23 protein-coding genes and 1 riboswitch are annotated in these 21,338 nt (G+C 39.2%); of the genes, 20 read left to right on the top strand and 3 right to left on the bottom strand.

From position 1 onward, the window contains the following. Positions 1-79: 79 nt before the first annotated feature. From HCJ30_RS07585 to HCJ30_RS07540, 10 genes are read left to right on the top strand one after another with little or no spacing between them, the layout of a single operon-like run. A complete protein-coding gene (locus HCJ30_RS07585; protein WP_221636015.1) occupies positions 80-415 on the top strand; it encodes a phenylalanine racemase in 336 nt (111 codons plus the stop codon). After that, entirely contained in the window at positions 402-2,267 is a 1,866-nt protein-coding gene (locus HCJ30_RS07580; RefSeq protein WP_185391669.1) for a phage tail protein, read from the top strand. Before HCJ30_RS07585 ends, HCJ30_RS07580 begins: the two co-directional genes overlap by 14 nt. Next, positions 2,267-3,085 carry a phage tail family protein gene (locus tag HCJ30_RS07575; RefSeq protein WP_185391668.1) on the top strand — a complete coding sequence of 273 codons (819 nt, stop codon included), beginning with the start codon at positions 2,267-2,269 and terminating at the stop codon, positions 3,083-3,085. The genes HCJ30_RS07580 and HCJ30_RS07575 overlap by 1 nt, the downstream gene beginning before the upstream one ends. 9 nt (positions 3,086-3,094) lie before the next feature. After that, entirely contained in the window at positions 3,095-4,231 is a 1,137-nt protein-coding gene (locus tag HCJ30_RS07570; RefSeq protein WP_185391667.1) for a phage tail protein, read from the top strand. Next, positions 4,221-4,520, top strand: a complete 300-nt coding sequence (locus HCJ30_RS07565) for a CCA-adding enzyme (RefSeq protein ID WP_185391666.1) — start codon at positions 4,221-4,223, stop codon at positions 4,518-4,520. Before HCJ30_RS07570 ends, HCJ30_RS07565 begins: the two co-directional genes overlap by 11 nt. A 14-nt stretch (positions 4,521-4,534) precedes the next feature. After that, positions 4,535-5,110, top strand: a complete 576-nt coding sequence (locus HCJ30_RS07560) for an alpha-amylase (protein WP_185391665.1) — start codon at positions 4,535-4,537, stop codon at positions 5,108-5,110. Positions 5,111-5,124: 14 nt separating this feature from the next. Further along, entirely contained in the window at positions 5,125-5,604 is a 480-nt protein-coding gene (locus HCJ30_RS07555) for a hypothetical protein (RefSeq protein WP_185391664.1), read from the top strand. After that, entirely contained in the window at positions 5,601-6,137 is a 537-nt protein-coding gene (locus HCJ30_RS07550) for a hypothetical protein (RefSeq protein ID WP_185391663.1), read from the top strand. The genes HCJ30_RS07555 and HCJ30_RS07550 overlap by 4 nt, the downstream gene beginning before the upstream one ends. Positions 6,138-6,155: 18 nt before the next feature. After that, positions 6,156-6,578: a phage holin family protein gene (locus HCJ30_RS07545; protein ID WP_008946531.1), complete on the top strand. Its 423-nt coding sequence runs from the start codon at positions 6,156-6,158 to the stop codon at positions 6,576-6,578. After that, positions 6,559-7,287: an N-acetylmuramoyl-L-alanine amidase gene (locus HCJ30_RS07540; RefSeq protein WP_185391662.1), complete on the top strand. Its 729-nt coding sequence runs from the start codon at positions 6,559-6,561 to the stop codon at positions 7,285-7,287. The genes HCJ30_RS07545 and HCJ30_RS07540 overlap by 20 nt, the downstream gene beginning before the upstream one ends. Before the next feature lie 37 nt (positions 7,288-7,324). Here HCJ30_RS07540 and HCJ30_RS07535 read toward each other — a convergent pair whose 3' ends face one another. Further along, entirely contained in the window at positions 7,325-9,673 is a 2,349-nt protein-coding gene (locus HCJ30_RS07535) for a bifunctional metallophosphatase/5'-nucleotidase (RefSeq protein ID WP_185391661.1), read from the bottom strand. A gap of 187 nt (positions 9,674-9,860) precedes the next feature. On the opposite strand from HCJ30_RS07535, the gene HCJ30_RS07530 reads away from it, so the two are divergent. Then, positions 9,861-10,610 carry an EAL domain-containing protein gene (locus HCJ30_RS07530; RefSeq protein ID WP_185391660.1) on the top strand — a complete coding sequence of 250 codons (750 nt, stop codon included), beginning with the start codon at positions 9,861-9,863 and terminating at the stop codon, positions 10,608-10,610. A gap of 60 nt (positions 10,611-10,670) precedes the next feature. On the opposite strand, the gene HCJ30_RS07525 is transcribed toward HCJ30_RS07530, so the two are convergent. After that, positions 10,671-12,179: an IMP dehydrogenase gene (locus HCJ30_RS07525; RefSeq protein WP_003728204.1), complete on the bottom strand. Its 1,509-nt coding sequence runs from the start codon at positions 12,177-12,179 to the stop codon at positions 10,671-10,673. A 166-nt stretch (positions 12,180-12,345) separates the two neighbouring features. Here HCJ30_RS07525 and HCJ30_RS07520 point away from each other — a divergent pair, with 166 nt between their 5' ends. The 9 genes from HCJ30_RS07520 (at position 12,346) to HCJ30_RS07475 (ending at position 19,262) form a co-directional block, all read left to right on the top strand. Continuing rightward, positions 12,346-12,579 carry a (4Fe-4S)-binding protein gene (locus tag HCJ30_RS07520; protein WP_003724961.1) on the top strand — a complete coding sequence of 78 codons (234 nt, stop codon included), beginning with the start codon at positions 12,346-12,348 and terminating at the stop codon, positions 12,577-12,579. Positions 12,580-12,590: 11 nt separating this feature from the next. Next, positions 12,591-12,869, top strand: coding sequence for a GNAT family N-acetyltransferase (locus HCJ30_RS07515; RefSeq protein ID WP_185391659.1), 279 nt, complete (start codon positions 12,591-12,593; stop codon positions 12,867-12,869). Between the two features lie 140 nt (positions 12,870-13,009). Further along, a riboswitch (SAM riboswitch) is annotated at positions 13,010-13,112 on the top strand. An 86-nt stretch (positions 13,113-13,198) separates the two neighbouring features. Further along, positions 13,199-14,773, top strand: coding sequence for an ABC transporter substrate-binding protein (locus HCJ30_RS07510; protein WP_185391658.1), 1,575 nt, complete (start codon positions 13,199-13,201; stop codon positions 14,771-14,773). A 101-nt stretch (positions 14,774-14,874) separates the two neighbouring features. Beyond that, the gene (locus HCJ30_RS07505) at positions 14,875-15,825 is read left to right on the top strand and encodes an ABC transporter permease (RefSeq protein WP_003724034.1); all 951 of its coding nucleotides are present in this window, start codon (positions 14,875-14,877) and stop codon (positions 15,823-15,825) included. Positions 15,826-15,835: 10 nt separating this feature from the next. Further along, a complete protein-coding gene (locus HCJ30_RS07500; protein ID WP_185391954.1) occupies positions 15,836-16,729 on the top strand; it encodes an ABC transporter permease in 894 nt (297 codons plus the stop codon). A 200-nt stretch (positions 16,730-16,929) separates the two neighbouring features. Further along, entirely contained in the window at positions 16,930-17,214 is a 285-nt protein-coding gene (locus HCJ30_RS07495) for a DUF3130 domain-containing protein (RefSeq protein WP_185391657.1), read from the top strand. Then, positions 17,215-17,583, top strand: a complete 369-nt coding sequence (locus HCJ30_RS07490; protein ID WP_014931073.1) for a hypothetical protein — start codon at positions 17,215-17,217, stop codon at positions 17,581-17,583. It begins immediately after the preceding gene. After that, positions 17,580-18,977 (top strand): LXG domain-containing protein, encoded by a 1,398-nt coding sequence (locus HCJ30_RS14440; protein ID WP_376698961.1) that lies wholly within the window; start codon positions 17,580-17,582, stop codon positions 18,975-18,977. The genes HCJ30_RS07490 and HCJ30_RS14440 overlap by 4 nt, the downstream gene beginning before the upstream one ends. Then, positions 18,978-19,262 carry a hypothetical protein gene (locus tag HCJ30_RS07475; protein WP_003732244.1) on the top strand — a complete coding sequence of 95 codons (285 nt, stop codon included), beginning with the start codon at positions 18,978-18,980 and terminating at the stop codon, positions 19,260-19,262. Between the two features lie 255 nt (positions 19,263-19,517). On the opposite strand, the gene HCJ30_RS07470 is transcribed toward HCJ30_RS07475, so the two are convergent. Then, a complete protein-coding gene (locus tag HCJ30_RS07470; protein WP_185391656.1) occupies positions 19,518-21,173 on the bottom strand; it encodes a peptide ABC transporter substrate-binding protein in 1,656 nt (551 codons plus the stop codon). Positions 21,174-21,338: the final 165 nt, after the last annotated feature.

Here is a 21,338-nt window from a genome sequence, read left to right as displayed (position 1 = left end):
AGACGATGAAGCGGAGAGTGAAAGTGATAATAATTTTGACCTTGAAAAACAACTCGCTTTTTTTGTAGTTAATTTCCATATGACAAAACATGATTTTGAGGAATTAACGGAAGTGGAGAAAAATTTCATCATGAAAGAATGGGAAAACAAGGTGATTTTTGAATCTACTATGCTCCGAAATGCTGTTTTAAATGCAGAACAGAATCTCAATCGAAAACGGAATTCACGTTTTATCGAGTTGCATAAAAAACGTCAGAAGAAAGCAGATGTTAATTATACAGTAAATGCACTTCAAGCAATTTCTGAGAATGAGGCGCAGGAAGGCAAGGCGTGGATTGATCGGGTTTATGGTGCAAATGGGTTGCGTAGACCTAAAAATAAAGAAGAAAGGGGGAAAATGAATGGCGGATTCTAAAAAAATGACGTTCGAATTTAACGAGAGTGTTCTGACAGCGCAAGTTGGTAGGTTAGATGAAATGGCAGCTACTGTTCAGCAACGATTTACAGAACTGAAAATGACAATTGAAGACGTGGGTGAAGCTGATCCGGCTTCCAAAATTACGGGGTCTTTGAGTGGTCTCCAATCTGGCCTTGGTAGTATCAGTTCTGCATTTGGGCAACTGGGTTCTAGTAGCCAGGCGATTACATCAGGGTTTGGTACAGCTGTTGGCTCTGTTAGTGGAATCACGGATGCGTTTAAAAATCTAGGGTCAAGTGTCCAAAATGGTACGTTATTTTCAAGTTTGTCAACCGGGGTTGGTGGCTTGAGCACGATGCTTGGCGGAGTATCTGGCGGGGTGCAAGGAATTACGAATCTAGCTAGTGGCTTCATGGAAGTGAAGAAGCATTTAGGCGGATTGATGTCTTCTATTGGTAGTGTTGGCGGAATTATGGGTAAGTTAACTTCACCAATGGGATTAGTTATTATCGGGATTGTAGCACTAGTAGCAGCATTTGTGTATTTGATGAGTACTAATGAATCATTTCGTAATACTGTCATGTCGGTAGTGACGCAAGTTGGGCAGCTATTTGGACAATTAATGGCCAGTTTAATGCCGATTATCATGCAAATTGTTACAGCGGTCGGTCAAATTGGCGCTGCTTTAATGCCAATGGTTATGCAATTTATCACCTTTTTCGCTCAGTTAGTGGCTCAATTAATGCCATTTATTTCTATGCTGGTTTCAATGCTTATGCCAGTTATTATGCAAATTGTTCAAGCTGTAATGTCACTTGTTTCGGCAATTTTACCGAGTGTTATGGTGATTATTCAAGGAATCATGGGAGTTATTCAATTTTTGATTCCGATAATTATGCAGATTGCCACGGTTGTTATCCAGATTGTTATGACGATTATTTCTTATATAAGTAAAATTATGCCGATTGTTATGACGATTATTGGCATTATTATCTCGATTATTACTACAATTATTAGCTATGTTGTCATTATTGCGACAACGATTTCCAATGTTATTGGGAAAATTATTAGCTTTATTGCTAGTGTAATTACAGCAGTTATTGGAATTATCCAGCCGATTATTGCTTTTATTACCAATATTTTTACCACTATCGTTTCTATTATTGGTACAGCATTCGGAGTTGTATTTGCAGTCGCATCTAAAATTTGGAATTCTATTATGTCGACAATTTCAGGGATTATTGATGGAATTAAAGCAGTCATTACGGGCATTTCAGACACTGTTTCATCCGTATTTAATGGTGTGAAGCGAATTATCACAGATGTTTTTGATGGAATTAAAGGTGCTTGGGGTGGACTGACTGATTTTGTTGGCAATATTTTTGATGGAGTTTCAAATGCAATTCAGACAGTTGTAGATAATGTAAAAGGTTTTGTAAATGTTGTAATTAGCGGGATTAATTCAGCAATTGGTCTGATTAATAAAATTCCGGGTGTTGAAATAAGTAAAATCCCACAATTAATTTCTGGGACAACGAATTTCCAAGGCGGATTTGCTCGAATGAACGAAGGTGGCCGGGGGGAAATGGTTGTTTTACCATCTGGTTCGCAAGTTATTCCACATGATGCAACAATGAAATACGCAAGAGAAAGTGCACGTGGCAATAAGTCCATGCTATATACAAATCAAGGAACTGATTTGGCGAGGGTGGAAAATCTTTTAGAGCGTTTACTACAAAAAAATCCAGTTATTAAGATGGATGATAAAGTTGTTTCTGAAGTAGTTAGCCGCAACCAAGCTAACACATTCGATCAATATAATTATGCAATGGGAGGTGCGGCTTATTAATGAGTGATTTGTATTTAGAATTAAATGGAAAAATTCATTCGCTTAGTGAAACGTTTCCGGGGCTTTCGGTTCAAGAAGTAGCGAGGCAAAGTCCACAACTAAGCATGGAAACTGCTGAAATTAGCGGAACTGATGGAGTGATTCCGGGAACAATTCAATTTAAACCTTTTGTTTTCAGTGCAAAATGCAATATACAGGCACTTGATATACCAGATTACCATTTAGCTGTACGAGAAATTTATGAGTTTTTATTTCAGCGGGATAGTTATTATATTTGGAGTGATCAAATGCCGGGAATTCGGTATGAGGTACATCCAAAGCCTTTTGATTTTAGCCGAGAATCTGATCGTGTAGGGACATTAACCATCGAATTTGATGTATTTAAAGGATATGCGGAGTCGCGAGGTACATGTCTTAATCCGATGACTTTTGAAGAGGATTTATGGCAAATGGGAATGAACTTATCGAACCGTGATGATTTATTCTATGTTTTTAAAGAGAATACATTCCGCGTGTACAATGCGGGTAGTGACCGAGTAAATCCACTGATGCGCCATGAATTAGATATTGCGCTGACAGCAAATGGAATACCAACAATTAATAACCTTACAACTGGAGAATCCTTTGAGTATCGTAAAGAAATCAAGAAAACGGATGTCCTTTTATTAAACAATATTTATCCATTAGTTAATAATAAACGAGTCGGAAAAGACACCAACCACGGGATTATAACACTGGAAAAAGGCTGGAACGATTTTGAAATTAAAGGTGTAACGGATGTAACGATTGCTTTTAATTTTCCGTTCATTTATCGGTAGGTGATAGGCATGGATTATTTAATTATTCAAAGTATGGATAAAGAAGTAGAAGAGATTTTAACGGATATTGATTACGGTTCATTTTCGTACGATTATGAAAAAAATACGAGTCGTTCCATCTCGTTTACAGTTAATAAAACGAAACAGAATGCTAGTACCTTTGATTTAGTAGGAAATGAAGCGATTTTGACCTACCAGGGGCAGCAATTTGTCATAAAAAAATGCGCGCCAAAAGCTATTGGAAACACCATTTCTAAGCAAGTAACAGCGCAGCATATTAGTTATACGGTGCAAGATCATGTTCAGTATAATGTGAAAGCTGGTCTGAAAAAATATTCGATTCAAACGGTGATGGAATTTGCGCTGGAAGGTAATGAGCTTGGTTTTTCCCATGAGATACAAGGTCGTTTTCCGTTAGTTGAGCTAGAGGACTTAGGAAATAAAAATGGCTTAGAATTAGTAAATTTGTGCTTAGAAGAGTTCGGGGCGATATTATTTGCGGACAATAAGAAGTTGTATTTCTATGACGAGGCGAGCTGGTATATGAGGACAGAGAAGCAATTCCGCTATTTATATAATACAGAAGATGTTTCCGTCGATACGAACACAGATAATTTGAAAACGCAGATAAAATGTTACGGAAAGCAAAAAGAAAATGCTGATAAACTAACTGGAGATAATAAGTATATGGCGGTTGTTACGTATACGTCGCCAAATGAGACTATTTATGGAAAACGGATGGCGAATGCAAAAAGTAATGACAAAATTACGAACAATAACGACTTATTAGATTTTGCAAAAAAACAAATTTTAGATGTTCCTGAAACTTCTTTAAATATTACCTATAAAGGAACTGAGGAAGTAACAGAGCGAGATGTTTGGGACTTTATTCATGAGCCGATGGGATTTGAAACAGAAGTAAAAGTAACCAGAATTAAATCAGGGCATCCATGGAGTAAGAAATTTCAAGAGGTTGGCTTTAGTAATTCTCGGCGGGATATGGTAAGGATTCAAACGCAAATTGCGAACCAAGTAAAAAAAGCGAAAGTGGAATCAAATAAGATTAATTCGTTTTCAAGCATCGCAATGAATGCTTTTGATTCGCGAATTTTAACAGAAGTAGTAGGTGTTGTAGATGGCGACTGAAATTAGAGTTTTAAAAAACACAGATGATAGCGTTTTTTATCCAAAAACGCATTTAAATGCTATAGATGGTCTAGGTGTAGTTACTACCAGCGCTTCTGGACTAATGGCGTCTAGCGATAAGACAAAATTAAATGGAATTGAAGAAAATGCAGAAAAAAACAATGTGACTGCAAGTGATATTTCGAACTGGAATAAAAAACAGGATGCGATTTTAGTATCAGAAAATGGATCTAATTTTAAAATAACTGTGACGAATACAGGCGAGCTGAAAGCAACTAGAGTGGAATAGGAAGGAGGTTGCATATGAAGTTGGATTTATGGAAATGGGAAATGCTTCTTCAAGGTCGAGAATTTAGAAATAAAACTAATGATAATTGGCAGAAATTAATGGATTGGTCCAGTTTTATTTCGACGGGCTTAAATGAAATTTACGTTTATGTCAACAAAGCGGATGCAATTTTAAATAAAAAAATTGATACAGTGGATAAGGCAGTTAATGCCCGGGTAAATGAACTGATTAGTGGTTCGGAGCAGCTAAGTGAAGTTGTAGATTCCAGAGTAGACGCAGAGGGCACAAGGTATCCAGTTTTAAGAGAGCGATTGAACCAAGAGCAACTCATTTTTAGTAATAAAAGTACAGTGCAATTTGATGTGGAAAATATCATAAATATGCAGAAACAAGATATCGGGTTGTTGACGAGTAAAATAATTTCGGAAGCGCAAACGGTATGTTTTTCAAATGTTTCTAGTTTTAACGAAGGCGCGGATATTGTTCTTGAAAAAACCGGTGAAACGAGCTTTTCTGAAAAGTTAACTAGTTTAGTCTTTGCAAAAATAGGGGCAAACGAACGATATCAAATGGAGTCAATTGGCGCGTGAAGGAGGGGTGAATAATGACTGAAATAAAACGAATGCTGCAAACAAAGGAAGATAATTCAAAAGAGCAATTTTATCCAGAGACTCATGTGGAAGGAATTGTCGGATTGACAGAATACGTTTCAGGGCAGCTTCCGATAGGTGTGGTCAGTGTGAATGGAAAGGCTGGCAGGGTTTTACTAGAAGCAGATGATGTTCACGCTGCGAAAAAAATCCACGGGCATGATTTAGCCACTTACACGACTGATGGCTTTATGAGTTCATTTGATAAGCAGAAAATAGATGAATTAGTATCACCGGAAGCTGGCGTTGTCAGTGTAAATGGCAGAACTGGAATTGTCGATTTATTTGCATCAGATGTGGAGGCGGCTGATATAAATCATAGCCACCCGGATGCCACGGCAACTGAAAGCGGATTTTTATCAAGTAATGACAAAGAAAAATTAGATGCGATGCAAGTAATCGCGCTGGAAACTATTAAGGAGGTAACAGAATGACTAAAATTGTAAAAATGTCAGAGAAAAACGAACATGGAACGTTAGAGCAATTCTATCCAGAAACACATGCAGAGGCTGTTAAGGGATTGGTATCCGTTTCAGAGGAAGAGAAAACAACTTGGAATGAGAAAGAAACTACTGCTGGTGCAGAACAAAAAGCAAATACAGCATTAAATAGCGCGAAGGATTATGTAGATACCATTGGCTCAGGAATTGTCATTTTTAAAGGAGCTAACCTTATGGGTGCGGGTCAGTCGTACAGATGGGATTCTGCTAAATTGAAATTTGGGATGACGCTATTATTTAGCCGTTATGACTCAACAAATAATACCCCTCAAGATTATTATTATCATTCTGTTTTCTTATCCAAAGCACAATTGTTGGAGATTGCAGGTGGTGGTGTTTTAATTCAAATGCCTTCAGGAACTTATGGAGATAAAAAATATTTCTATGTTTCTACAACGGGTATTTCAGGACATGCAGATAATTCAAATTATAAAGCATGGGCGCTACGCCAAATAACAATTATGTAATCAAAAAGGAGGTTTTCCATGGAAGTCGTACTAAAAATTGGGATTTTGGGATTTGGCGCGGTGTTTGGATACTTGTTTGGGGAAGTGGATATATTGGTAAAAGTGCTAGTGTGCTTTATTGTAGCTGACTATGTTTCAGGGCTACTCGCTTCAGGGTATCTAGGGGAACTTAGCAGCAAAATGGGTTTCAAAGGAATCGCGAAAAAAATTGCTATCTTAATTTTAGTGGCTATTGCGCATCAAATAGATTTGATTCTGGGAACGCATAATACGACGCGGGATGCGGTTATCTTTTTCTATTTGGCGAATGAGTTGATTTCCATCTTGGAAAATTTCGTTCGAATGGGAATGAAGGTTCCGGAAGTATTGAAAAATTTAATTTTGATTTTTGATGCGAAATCAGGGGATGAGGAGGAAAAGCATGACAAAAATATGGATTGATGCTGGCCATGGTGGTAAAGATTCTGGAGCGATCGGCAACGGCTTAGTTGAAAAAAATTGGGTGCTGGCTATCGCAAAACAGCTGCAGACGGAACTAGCGAATGCTGGTTTTGAAGTGGGGATGACACGAACAAATGACACTTTTTTAGAATTAAGTGAACGTGCGAGAAAAGCAAATAGTTTTAAAGCAGATTTGTTCTTGTCAGTTCATTTTAATGCGGGTGGCGGTATGGGTTATGAAGATTATATTTATACTTCAACCCCAGCTAAAACAGCGGATATACAAAAAACAATTCACAAAAATGTCATTGCTAGAATCAGCAAACATGGTATGCGTGATCGAGGTATGAAGAAAGCTAATTTTGCCGTTTTACGTGAAACTGCGATGGATGCCATTTTATTAGAAGCGGGTTTTTGTGATACGACTGATGCGACTATTTTGAAAGCAAAAACGTATCAAGATGATTTTTGCTTAGGTATTGTGGCGGGCGTGAAAGAGATTTTTGGATCAGCAGCAACAAAATACCGAGCAGGAAAATATTCGACTAGTAATGATGCGATTTCCGGTAAAAATATTAAAGGATATTTGGCGGCTGGAACGAAGGTTTCTGTTTATAAGGAAACGGAAAAAACGCTGAATCTAACTACTACTAAAGGGGTCCCAGGAAGCTGGGTTCTAAAATCAGAAGTGAATACAGGGAAAAGATAGAAAAAGGAGCGGCTAATTTAGCCGCTCCTTTTTAAAATTAACTTCTCTTACGCAAAACATAAAGCGCAGTAGTTGTTAAAATAATCCCAAACACAGTTGCAAACCCTGCAGTATCACCAGTTGTTGGCAAATTAGCATTGGAGGAACTTCCTGGTTTAGTTGTATTCGGTGTGGAGGTTGTCGGATCTTCGGTAGTAGTAGTTCCGCCGTTTGTGCCGGAGCCGTTACCGTTATTTGTTCCACCATTTCCATCTGTTCCACCGTTATTTCCATTACCGTTGTCCGTGCCGCCGTTTCCGTTATCTGGAGGAGTCGTTGCGGCAGCTTGAACGGTTGCTTGGAAAGTAGTACTGTAGCCATTCGGGTCAGTGATAGTTGTTGTGATTTGGTCGCCTTTTTTAAGGTTTAAAGATGTTACATCTACAGAAAATTTGCCGTTTGCGTCTGCGGTTGCGTTAGGTCCGGCAGCTAGAGCCATTCTTGCATTAGTAGCTGCTTTTTGAACGGAAACAGTTGCACCTGGTAAAGTAGTTCCGGTTAATGTTTTGTCTTTTTCGGCGAATTTGTTGATTTTTGTTGCGTCTTTGATTGCTTTGATAGCTGCATCTTCGGTTTCTTTGTCGATTTCAGCTTGGGATTTGTAGACTTTGCGTCCTTCTTTTTGAGCTGTAATGACTTTGCCAGCAGCTTTTTGGTCTTTGATGTAGTTGATGAATGTTTCTGTATCTGGGTCGATTGCGGTTACTAGGTTTGCTTTTTTGAAGGCTGAGAATCCGTCGCCGCCGCCAAATAGGAAGTCATTGATTACGACTTTGTATTTTTGGTCGGCTTTTAATGGAGTGCCATCTTCGGTTGTAACGCTCGCCACTTTATACGCGTGATCTAAATCATCTGTATCTGTGAAAGTATATTTTAGGCCAGAAATTTGTAGGAAATAAGTTTGGTTGCTTAAATATTGTTGGTTTAGTGCTTCCAAAATATCAGCACCAGTCATTTCCACTACTTGCAAAATGTTACCAAATGGTTGAACAGCTTGAGCCGCGCCCCATGTGATTTCATTTTGACCATTTGCAAGGCGAGTAGTAAGATCAGAACGGATTCCGCCGTTGTTCGTCATAGCGAAGTCGACATCGGCGCCGGCTTTGTTTGCCATGTAACGTTGCGCATCCGTAATCATGTTACCAAGCTCGGATTCTTTATCATCAATTGCTTTGTTGTCTGGATTTGTGTCACGAGAGATAACGTCTTTATTCGCTAGTCCGATAGTTTCGTTGATAACTCCTTCAATGCGGCTTTTCGCATCTTCAGTTACTGCTGTAATATCGGCATTCGGTGTGACGCTTCTCGTGTTGTATGTAATTTTAGCGTCAGGTGGTGTAACGAAATCGCCGGTAGTTTTATCAAGTTCGCCAGTTACGTCTGAAAAAGCTTTACCATTGTTGTAACTTTGGACGATACGAGTTTTGCCAACTAATCCGTTTGTGTATTGGTGATTGTGACCTGCAAGGACTAAATCGACCGAGTTATTTGGGTCTAATTCGTTTGCTTTTGTCATCATATTGGCAGCTTCTCCAGCTACATCTTGTTTTGTTCCAGTGTTTGGATTTCCAGTGGAAAGTGCCGGAACATGAGACAGAACAACGATTGCGTTAACGCCTTGGCCTCTAAGTTCAGCAGAGTATTTGACGATTGTTTCTGCTTCATCGAGGAAATCGTAGTCTTTAATATGATTTGCAAGAACTAAGTTGGGAATTTCGGTTGTAACGATACCGATGAAGCCAACTTTGACGCCATCAATTTCTTTTACATAGTATGGTAAAAAGCCTTCTGCGACTGTGTTTGTCCCTTTGTTGACTACGTTAGCTGCGACGATTTTCATGTCACTTTTAACGCGTGGATATGCTTCTACGATTGGTCCGAATTTGTTTGTAGAAACCCCGTCCAAAATTCGTTTGTATTCAGGTAATCCTTCATCAAATTCATGGTTTCCTAATGTGCCGACTTCGAAATTCATTTTTTGGAGAACTTTCATCGTTGGCTCATCTTGAAGTAAACCTGATACTGCTGGGCTTGCGCCGACCATATCACCCGCTTGAACACGGATAGCATTGTCAGTTGTCGCCCCAGGATTTGCCTGTAAAAATGAGTTAGTGGCATTATCCAAGTTGGTAGCTAAGTAATCTGCGCCGCCAATTGGTGAGCCGGATGCATCTTTGGAAGCTGTTTCAAGCGCTCCGTGGAAATCATTTATTCCCAAAATCTGAATGGGAACCGTATCTGCTGCTGCTTGTGCTGTTGTCCCGGTGAATGGTGCTGTAAGTCCGATTGTGAGCCCTGCTACGAGTAAAACATGTGTAGTTTTCTTGAAAAATTTGTTCACTTTCACACTCTCCCTTTTTTCGCCAGTGGCAATTTTGTAAGCGCTAACTCATAGGTGCCTAGCTATAATTGTAGCAAAGTGGAATCACCCTAGCAATAGGAAATATGGATTTAGTGTAAATGTAATGATAATATTTGGCTATATTTTCATTTCGATGGAAAAAAGGGTAAACTATAGAAAAAGGAGGGATAAGATGGATATCTCTAGCACGGAAATTTGGGATGCGATTAGGAGAAATAGTTACTTGCTTTATTATCAACCAAAAGTAGACGCGAAAACGAATAAAATTATCGGTTTTGAAGGTTTGATTCGACTAAAAACAGCGACGGCAATTTTGACTCCAATTGATTTCTTTGAAGATATTGTCCTTTTAAATGCAACGCGGGAAATGCAAGATTTTGTGGCGGAAACAGCGATAGAACAACTCAATCAGTTAGGCGGACGTTTTTCGATTTCGATTAATATTCCGGCGCATTATGTGGTAAGCAGTAATTATATGGCTTATTTACACGATTATGTGAAAGAAAATTTAAAGTACCCGGAATGCTTAGAAATAGAAATTATCGAACGGGGCGAAATTACGGAGCTGGCTGTGGCGAACAAAAACTTACGGAAAATAAAAAATCTCGGCGTCAAAGTGAGTATGGATGATTTTGGGAAAGGCTATAGCTCACTTGCGTATTTGCGAAGTTTGCCGATTGATATTGTCAAAACAGATATGTCATTTATTGCGCTTTTAAAAACGGATCGCAGGCAACAAATTATTATTCGTGCGATTGTTAATTTATGCCATGACTTAGGTGGAAAAGTAGTAACGGAGGGCGTAGAGGACATCGAGCAAGTCGAAAAATTACGGGAAATGAAAGTGGACTATTTCCAAGGTTATTATTTTAGCCGTCCGCTCCCAATGGAAGAAATTAAACAAAAGTATTCCATTGTATAAATAAAAAATTGGTTGGTGTGAGAATGGTAATTTACCAAATTCACACCAACCAATTTTATTTTATTTGATTAAATTGTTCGAAGCATCTTTTACAACTACGTCATGTGCGCCGCCTTCTACGATAGAAGTGGACGAAACGAGTGTGATTTTTGCTTTTTGTTGTAATTCTGGGATATTGAGCGCGCCGCAGTTACACATGGTAGAGCGGACTTTGCTAAGGCTGATGGCAACATTGTCTTTCAAAGAGCCAGCGTAAGGAACGTAAGAATCTACGCCTTCTTCAAAAGATAATTTTTTGTCGCCGCCAAGGTCATAACGTTGCCAGTTGCGTGCGCGGTTAGCTCCTTCGCCCCAATATTCTTTCATATACGTGCCATTTAAATTCACTTTATTAGTAGGACTTTCGTCAAAACGAGAGAAATAACGACCGAGCATGATAAAGTCAGCACCCATTGCTAGAGCTAGCGTCATATGGTAGTCATAAACAATTCCGCCGTCAGAACAAATCGGAATATACACACCAGTTTCTTCAAAATATTCATCGCGGGCTTTAGCAACGTCGATTAGTGCAGTTGCTTGGCCGCGGCCGATACCTTTTTGTTCACGCGTGATACAGATTGAACCACCGCCAACGCCGACTTTGACGAAATCTGCGCCAGCTTCTGCAAGATAACGGAAACCATCGCGGTCAACAACGTTCCCAGCGCCAACTTTGACCGTATCGCCGTATTTGCCGCGAACATAGTCAAGTGTACGTTTTTGCCATTCGGAGTAGCCTTCAGAAGAATCGATACAAAGAATGTCTGCGCCAGCTTCTACTAGTGCGGGAACACGTTCTTCGTAGTCACGCGTGTTAATACCAGCGCCAACAACGTAACGTTTTGAGGAATCAAGTAGTTCTAATTTATTTTCTTTATTAGAGTCATAGTCTTTGCGGAACACCATATGGACTAGATGCTCGTTATCGTCTACAAGTGGTAAGGCATTTAATTTGTTATCCCAAATAATGTTGTTAGCTTCTTTTAAAGTGGTCGATTTGTTAGCCGTAACTAATTTTTCGAAAGGAGTCATGAAATCAGCAACTTTTTCGTCTGGGCTCATGCGCGTTACGCGGTAGTCGCGACTTGTCACGATTCCTAGTAATTTACCGTGCGCCGTGCCGTCTTCTGTTACTGCCACTGTGGAATGACCAGTTTTTTCTTTTAAATCAAGGATGTCTTGAAGGGTTTTGTCTGGGCTGATGTTGGAATCGCTAATAACGAAGCCAGCTTTATGATTTTTCACGCGGGAAACCATTGCTGCTTCACTTTCGATGGACTGGGAGCCGAAAATGAAAGATACGCCGCCTTCTGTAGCGAGTGCAATCCCCATATTATCATCGGAAACAGCTTGCATAATTGCGGAAACAAGCGGAATGTTCATTGTGATTGCAGATTCTTCACCCTTTTTAAATTTTACGATTGGTGTTTTTAAGCTAACGTTTGTTGGAACACATTCAGCGGATGAGTAGCCTGGAACAAGTAAAAATTCACTAAATGTGCGGGACGGTTCTTCAAAATAAAATGCCATTATTTCCACTCCTTCTTCTATTTTTAAATGAATTTATAAAATATCTTTATTATTTCAATAACTGGCAGGAAAGTCAATGATTGGGGGAGCTTTTTCGGACGTTTTCTTTTGGGTGATGAGTGGAATATATGAAAGGTAGAGAAACTTTGGCGAAGGAGGTAATCAGATGGACGAGGAAACGCTGCTCGAACGGGGCTACCGGAAGTATCGCGGGGCGGAAGTAGATATTTATTTTAATACAAATATTTGCGAGCATTCGGGTAATTGTGTAAAAGGCAACGCAGAACTTTTTAATTTGGACCGAAAACCATGGATTATGCCGGACAATGTATCAAAAGAAGAAGCAAAACGGGTGATTCATACTTGCCCGAGTGGAGCGCTTCAATATATCGAGAAATAGGAGGATATCAGATGGAATATAAAAACGGTGAAAATAGAATTTATGCGGTAAATGATGAGGGCATAGAGGTTGGCGAAGTGACTTTTGTGCCAACTGGGGAAGATATGTTTATTATTGACCATACTGGCGTGGATGATGCGGCTCGAGGTCAAGGGATAGCGCAAGAACTCGTGAAACGCGCGGTTGAAAAAGCAAAATCAGAAGGGAAGAAAATTGTTCCGCTTTGTCCGTTTGCGAAAGCGGAGTTTGCTAAGAAACCGGAATATCAAGAAGTGCAAGCTGCGAAATAATAAGTGTAGACTGGGTTTTAAGCCCGGTCTATTTTTTTATAAAATAATTTTTAGAATTCCAGTTTTCTCTCCTTGACATCTGCTTTGTTTCAGTGTATCTTTAATTCACAGTAAACTTATAGGAATAATAGTATTACGTTTTCTTATCAAGAGTGGTGGAGGGAATCGGCCCAGTGAAGCCCAGCAGCGGAGCGCAAGTTCTATGCTAATTCCGATCAGAAGTAATATTCTGGCAGATAAGTAGTAGCTTTTAATGAGGCGCTTCGATTCTGACCAAAAAACAGAGGAAGCGTTATTTTTTAGCGCTTAAAGAGGGGAGTTTTTGTTAGATGAAGAAATTTTTATTAGTAGCAGTTATCTCGGTTTTTGCCTTGGTGTTAACGGCTTGCGGAGGTTCTGGCGCTAGTTCAGACAAAGCAAACGGTTCCGGCAAAGCGAAAGACGGCGGCTCTCTAATTATCGGCGTTACTGGAGATCCAGAAGTTATCAATCCTAACTACGCTTCTGACCGTGTAACATTAACGATTCAACAAGCTGTATACGCACCGCTATTTTGGGAAGTTGACGGTAAACCGGCACTTGCAAAAAGCTTAGATATTTCAGATGACAACTTAACTTACACTGTGAAACTAAAAGATGGTTTAACTTGGCACGACGGTAAACCTTTAACTGCAGATGATGTAGTATTTACTGTAAATTCTATTTTAGATACAAAACAAAACAGCCCGAACCGCGGCAACTTTGTTTTTGACAATAAACCTGTAAAAGTAGAAGCAGTAGACGACACAACGGTGAAATTCACTTTGCCAACTGTTGCTCCAGCCTTTGAAAATACAATTAAAACTTTCTTCCCAATTCCAAAACACATTTTTGAAGGGGTAGAAAACATCGAGAAAAGTGATAAAAACAAAAATCCAATCGGCTCAGGTCCGTACAAATTTGTTGAATACAAAACAGGCGAATATGTTTCCCTAGAACGATTCAACGACTACTTTGACGGCAAACCAAAATTGGATAAAGTTACTTTCCGAATCACAAAAGACCAAAACGCAGCTAATTTAGCACTGCAAAATGGCGAAATCAACTTAAAATCCATTCAACCTTCTGATAGAAACAAAGTAGAAAAAGCGAGCGCGGTAAACATTATCACTTACCCGGAAAATCGCTTAAGCTATGCGACATTCAACGAAAACCAACCAGCACTTAAATCAAAAGAACTTCGCCAAGCCCTTTCTTATGCGCTTGACCGTGAAGATATCATTGATGCGGCATACGGTTCAGATGAATACGCAAAACCAGCTTCCTCGTTCCTAACAGAAAACACGAAATACTTCACGGATAAAGTAGAAACATACGACCAAGACATTGCCAAAGCGAAAAAATTAGTAAAAGATAGCGGTTTTGATACAAGTCAAAAACTAACTGTTTACTATTTAAACAATAGTAAATCACAAGAAAGTATCGCGCTTTACTTACAACAACAATACAAAGAAATCGGCGTGACACTTGACTTAAAACCAACAGATCCAAATGCACTTAGCAACATCACACTTGACCGTAAAAACGCAGATTACTCCATCGCGCTAAATGGTTATATCATGGGGAACGACCCTGATGCATATAAATCCCTATATCTAAGCGATGCGCCTTACAACTACTCTAACTACCACAACAAAGACCTTGATGCGCTTTGGGAAAAAGGTGCTGTAACAGCTGACGACAAAGAACGTCAAGAAATCTATGAAAAAATCCAAAACACAATTGCTGATGACGCTGTAATTTATCCAATTTCTTATGATAATGCAGTACTCGCTCTTGATAGCCGTTATGGTGGACAAAAAGCTGCAACACCACAACCAGTAACCATGTTCCGTGATCTTTCTAAATTATATTTAACGGAATAATAATTAAAAATCATTCGTAAAAAATCTGGCCTGCCATGCTTGTTTTTGGCAGGTTCAGGTTTTTACTTGTCATTTTTAGTGTTTTAGATAGGAGATAAATTATGCTAAAAACAATCATAAAACGCGTATTGCAAATTATTCCGATGCTATTTATTATCTCGATTATTTCGTTTGCCCTTATCAAATTAGCACCCGGGGATCCCGTGAATTCCTTTGTTACGCCTGATATGAATCCTGATGATGTGGAGCGGATTAGACAGAGCTTAGGACTTGATCAACCGATTTATGTGCAGTACTTTATTTGGCTTGGAAACTTGTTGCAAGGGAATCTTGGTTATTCGATTGTAAACAGCCAGCCAGTTTTACAACAAATTTTAGAGAGAATTCCGGCGACACTTGGTTTGGTGGGAACTTCGCTTGTACTAACGCTATTATTATCGATTCCACTTGGTTTAGTTGCAGCGAATTATGAAAATACGTGGATTGATAAAGTGTTAAACGGGATTTCATATATTGGGATTTCGATTCCGATTTTTTGGTTTGGGATGATTTTAATAGATGTATTTTCGATTCAGCTAGGTTGGCTTCCGAGTTTAGGAATGCGAACGATTGGGGTCGACTCTTTTTGGGATATGGCGGAGCACGCAATTTTACCAGTTATAACGCTGACTTTTCAAGGGTGCGCGGCATATTATCGTTACGTCCGCTCGAATACCATCAACCAATTAAAAGAAGAATATGTTTTATTTGGTTATGCAAAAGGGCTGTCAAAAGTGCAAATTATGGGGCATCACGTCTTGAAAAATTCCTTGTTGCCAGTCATAACGCTACTTGGGATGTCACTTCCGCAAGTCATTACAGGCGCTTTTATTACCGAAAGTATTTTTTCATGGCCGGGCATGGGCTCGCTTGGAATTAATGCGATTTTTCAACTAGATTATCCGGTTATTATGGCGATTACGCTATTTTCAGCGCTGTTATTAATTATCGGAAACTTGCTGGCCGATTTAGCTTATATGATTGTCGATCCGCGGATTAGGGAAATGGGGTGAGGAGTTCATGATGCGATTAGATTTTTCGAAAAAAACAATGCAAGATTTCGAGCGGGATGCAGAAGTGGTTCACGCAACACGAGAGCGGAGTTTTTGGCGTTTTATGCTTGCTGACCGCCGCGCCGTTTTTGTGACGAGTGTGCTGATACTTATTACGGTGGCTTGTATTTTTGCGTTCCTTTCGCCTTATGATCCCAATGCTCTTTCCGTTCAGGACAAATTGATGCCGCCAAATTCGTCGCACTGGTTTGGGACGGATGACCATGGTCGGGATTACTTGACGCGTGTCTTGTACGGTGGCCGGGTTTCGCTACTTGTTGGTGTGTTTGCAATGATGATTGCCGTTGTTGTTGGAACGCTTGCTGGGACAGTTAGCGGTTACTTTGGTGGTTTTGTTGATAATATGGTGATGCGTTTTCTCGATATTTTCATGTCGATTCCGTCATTTTTCCTACTAATGATTTTAAATGCCTACCTAAAACCGGGAATTTCGAACATTATTATCATTATCGGATTGCTTTCTTGGATGGAAGTGGCGCGGATAGTTCGAGCAGAAACCCTGACACTAAAAGAACGTGAATTCATTTTGTACTCCAAGTCTTCGGGTGGCGGATTTTTCCACATTATGTTCAAGCACATTATTCCAAACGCGATGCCATCGATTGTCGTTGCAGCTTCATTAAACGTCGCTACAGCCATTTTAACCGAGTCGGCACTAAGCTTCCTTGGACTTGGGGTTCAACAGCCTAACGCTTCATGGGGCAGCATGCTGAACAATGCGCAAGGTTACGTCGGCGAAGCAACATATTTGGCGCTTTTCCCTGGATTATTAATTTTAATGACGATTCTTTCCTTCAACGTCCTTGGAGATGTACTGAGAAAAGGTTTATCACGTAGATATTAAATTTAAAAACACTTTGATTTTTTCAGTCAAAGTGTTTTTTTGTTTTTTAGAGAAAATGTACTTAAAATAGAAACGTAAAAAACGTGTTTCAGCCAATTTTCAAGGCATAAATTCACAAAACGCTCACAAAATGAGAATGCGTGCGGTGCTATAATTAAAGGATAAGGTTTCATTATTATAGACAGAGATGAGGCGCAGAAATGAGTGAAATAAAAGTTAAAGAAGCAACATTGAAAAAACACGCGACAAAACTAGAATCTAAAGGGAAATCAGCCGAATATTTACCGATGAAAGGTGGTAATATGGCCTATAGTCAAGCCAATTCCATCAATCATTTTCGGACAGCATTGTTTGACTTGGTAGACGCGGTGGACAATTTTCAAGGTGTGGTAGGAACGGATGCCAAAAGATTGAAAGAATTAGGCGCATCATTTACTCGCAAAGACCAAGAGCTTGAACGGAGCATGGGATTGGGGGGTAAATAAATGGATGCAAAGAGCCAGCAAGCGGAGGCGCAATTGCAACTGCTGAAAAAAGAACAATCCGCGGCCGAAGATTTTTTGCAAGATTTACAACGACAACAAAATGAACAAGAGTGGTTAGCGGAAGATGTTGCGCGTGTTCACCAAGAAGAACGGGAGTCGCTGGAGCTTTTGCGCGAAGTTTGGCAAGGCGCAGAATCGAGAAGTTTCGGCTACTATTTGGCAGATTTACAGGAAGAAGAAAAACAGAAATGGCATAAAAAAATCCAAGCAAATGAAGAGGAATGCCAACAAAAAATCACCGCTTGCCGAAAAAACATCTACCAATTAGAAAATCAACAACAAGATTTACAAAAGGAGTTGTTACAGTGAGCCGAATTGACATCGGAGAAATACAAACCTTTGCGCACCAACTACATACAGCTAATGAAGCGGGAAGAAAAAGCATCAAAGATATCAAAAATGCTGTGAAAAACTATACCGAAGATGGCAGTTTAAAAGGAAAAGCAGTTGATGCATCGAAAAATTATTACCAAATGACCTATTTTCCATTATGTGATGCGATAACCGAAGCCATGAACGAAAGTGAAGACCGATTAGCGCAGTATATAGCCGATTTTCACGCACAAGTGGACGGTTCGGCTGATGCGAGAATTGATGCGGATGGTTTATACGAACTCGGGAAAATGATTGATCGCATCGAAGTGAAAAAAGAAGCATTAGCCCAGCGAATGAATACTGGAACGGAAGGACAGATGCAGAGCTACCGTTCCCAGCTAAGTATCGCCTACAAACAAGAAAATATCTTAGAAAAATACTTGGCTTTTGAACAAAGTCATGGCAGTTTTTTTGATAATTTAACGGATCTAGTCCGAGGAATTCAGCAAACCATTCGAGAACTCCAGTCGAACATTCAATTTAACAGTAAAACTGGCACCTATGATATGAGCAAGCTGAATTTCACCACCGTAACCCGGATGCAAAACGCCTTAGGAAAAGCGCTAAAAGATAACGAAAAAACATTCAATTTTGACGAATATCAAAAAACGTACCGTGGTCAAATGTGGGTGTTAATGAAAAATGGTATAGTAGATGTAGAAGCTACGAGCGCGTACAATACCGCCGTGTTTGGTGGGGGAATACCGCATGAAAGCAATGAAGCGCAGGAAGAAGCAGAGCTGTTACAGGCAGTTATTCAATCGGTGAAAGAAGGAACAGACCCGGTTACTGAGCAAGAGATAAGTAAAGCGCAAGGGTTTAGTATTTTAAGTGGTCTTATTTTCCGCTATACTGTTGGAGGTTACAAAGGGAAGAAGTTCAAGATTCCAAAAGATTGGCTACGTAGAAGAAAGAAAGCCAGTGGAATTGATGATACAGTTGATTTATATAGGAGAACTCAAAATATTGGTGAGTATCAAAACTTAGAAGAACTCATGGAATTAAAACATGTAAAAAATGTAGCAAAAGAGGCTGGAATAGGTTTAGACGGAGTGAAAATTAGAATTGAACGTGATCCATCTTTAGTTGGTAGAGAACTTTTTGGTTATGCTTCTCCTGATGGAAAAACAATAACTTTATATCCAGATGCGTTTACAAATAAAGAAATTTTGGTGAAAACATTAGGTCATGAAAGAATGCATATATATCAAGTGAAAACTTTTGGACCTCCGTTAGACTTTGAATCTTCAAAACTTTATGAAGCTGGAGCTTGGGGTTCTGAAAAAGATTGGTGGAATTACTACAATCATATGAATGGAGGAAATTAAATGTTTAATGAGTGGATAAGATTAGCTTCTGTTATTCCAGATTATATTGATAAACTAGATGAGTTAAAATGTCCTAACTGTAAACATAATGAAATTGATTATGTTTATGTTGGAGATTTAGAAAGCCGTATAGGATTTGAAGTAGTTTGGTGTAATAATTGTTTAAGAGGAATACAAATCAGCAGAGTTAGGGTTCCTGAAAATGTAAGTATGTTAAGTTTTAAAGGGACAGAAAACTTAGATGAAATTATTCCTAAATTTAAACCAGTTACTCCAGAAGAGTAATTTTATAGACAAAATAAAAAGGTATTCTATTATCTGGTTGGAATTGTTAGTAAATAAGATACAAGCATATTTCTAAAGGTAGAATTTACTAATCGTTTGAGACACATTTTTAGAATTAATAGATGTAGGATTGACAAAATGAAACGCCCTTATTAAGTAAGCATCACTACTAGGAGATAAATATTATATTAAATAACTTTATACAACAAAAGCCAGCAATTTTAAAAATTGCTGGCTTTTTTCCAAACAGGCGAATTACTTCTCCACCCGAATAAACTTATAACTATAAGGCGAACCAAAAGCATGTTTTTGCACCCCGGTAATATCCGTACGTTGCAACACTGCTGTTTGATGTTGATAAAGTGGTAAAATCGCTGCGTCATCATCAAGCAGAACTTTCTCAGAAGCTACGAACGCATTCCAACGTTCTTCTGGCTTCGTCGCAAGTGTTGTATCCGTCGATTTTACAAGCTTATCATAAGCGGGACTGTTGTAGCTCATATGGTTATTAAAGTAATCAGATAAGAATAAACTACTATACGTCCACGGATCCTTAAAGTCAGGCATCCAAGCGGCCAGTGACAAGTCATAATTACCATCAGAAGTTAGCTGTGTCGCGCTCTTCGAAGGCATATTTTTCACTTTAATCGTCACACCTGGCAAATTATCTTCAAACTGCGCTTTCAAATAAGCGAAAATGGTTTTCGTCGTTTCTTGGTCATCGCCAAGTAGTTCGATTGTTACTTTGTCAGTGCCAAGTTCTTTTTGTGCTTGTTTCCAATATTTTAAAGCTTCTTCTTTATTATAAACTAAATGGTCGCCGCTATCTGTGCGGAAATCAGCGCCCGTTGTTGGGTTTTGGACGAAATCTTTTGGAAGAAGTCCGTTCGCTGGGAAGGAACCGTCACCGAGAATCCGGTCCGTTAGTTGCTTCTTATCAACAGCTAAATTAAGCGCATGACGCAAGGAATTGTTCGCAAGTGGAGTCGCTTTACCGTCGCGTTTTTGATTCATGCGCAAGTAACTGATGAGCGCATCTTTTTCCGTTTGGAAATCTTTCTTGTCTTTGTATTGTTTCGCAAAATCGCCTGAAAGTGGGACGCGGTCAGCCTCGTTTGTATTATAAAGGTTCACACCAGCGTTAATATCTTTCGCGACTTGCACGTCAATTTCATTTACTTTGACATTATCTTTATCCCAATATTGGTCATTTTTCGCGTAAGTCCATTTATTCGTAATGTTGCCGCCCCAATCCTTCATGACAAAAGGACCATTGTATAAAGTGTGCGCACTATCTGTCCCGTATTTATCACCTTGTTTTTCCACATAACTTTCTTTTTGTGGGAAAAATGTTTCAAAAGAAAGAAGTGAAATGAAGTATGGAACTGGTTTTTTTAGGGTGATTTCAAGCGTTGTTGGGTCCGTTGCAACGACACCAAGGTCAGTTACAGGTAGTTTGCCTTCATTGATTTCAGTGGCATTTTTGATTGAATCTTTGAAAAGTGCGGAGTAGCCCGGTGCGGTTTTTGGATCAACGGCACGGCGCCACGCATAGACGAAATCATCAGCGGTTACTTGGGAACCATCGGACCATTTCGCGTTTTTCTTTAATTTAATGGTATATTTCGTTTGGTCAGTGCTGATTTCTGGCATTCCATCAGCAACCCCAGGAACAAAGTTATCTTTTTGATCAAGTGTGTATAATCCCTCGAAGACTTGGTTTTGTGCGGTGAAGCTAGCAAAGTCTTCCTCAGCTGTCGTATTTAAAGTCAGTAATTCACTGGTTTCAAGAAATTTAATTTTGTCCGGGGAAGTTTTTGCGGCAGATTTATCATTGTCATTTCCGCATGCTGTGAGTAAAAGTACTGTCAAAATGGCAAAAATAGGCAATGTTTTCTTTAAAAAATGCATGGTTTTCTCCCCTTCTATCTGTGTATTTATCGTTATTATAAGTATTCCGATAAGATAAGTCAAATTAATAGTTTGACGAAAAAACAGCTTGACGCATAAAAAAACACATGATAAGATATTTCTTGCAAATAAGAATGATTACGTTTTACGATGCGTAATCAAATT

The organism is Listeria cossartiae subsp. cossartiae (assembly GCF_014224155.1).
Classification (GTDB): Bacteria; Bacillota; Bacilli; order Lactobacillales; family Listeriaceae; genus Listeria; species Listeria cossartiae.
The sequence above is the reverse complement of the archived record's forward strand: the minus strand, read 5'-3'. Positions and strand labels throughout refer to the sequence as shown.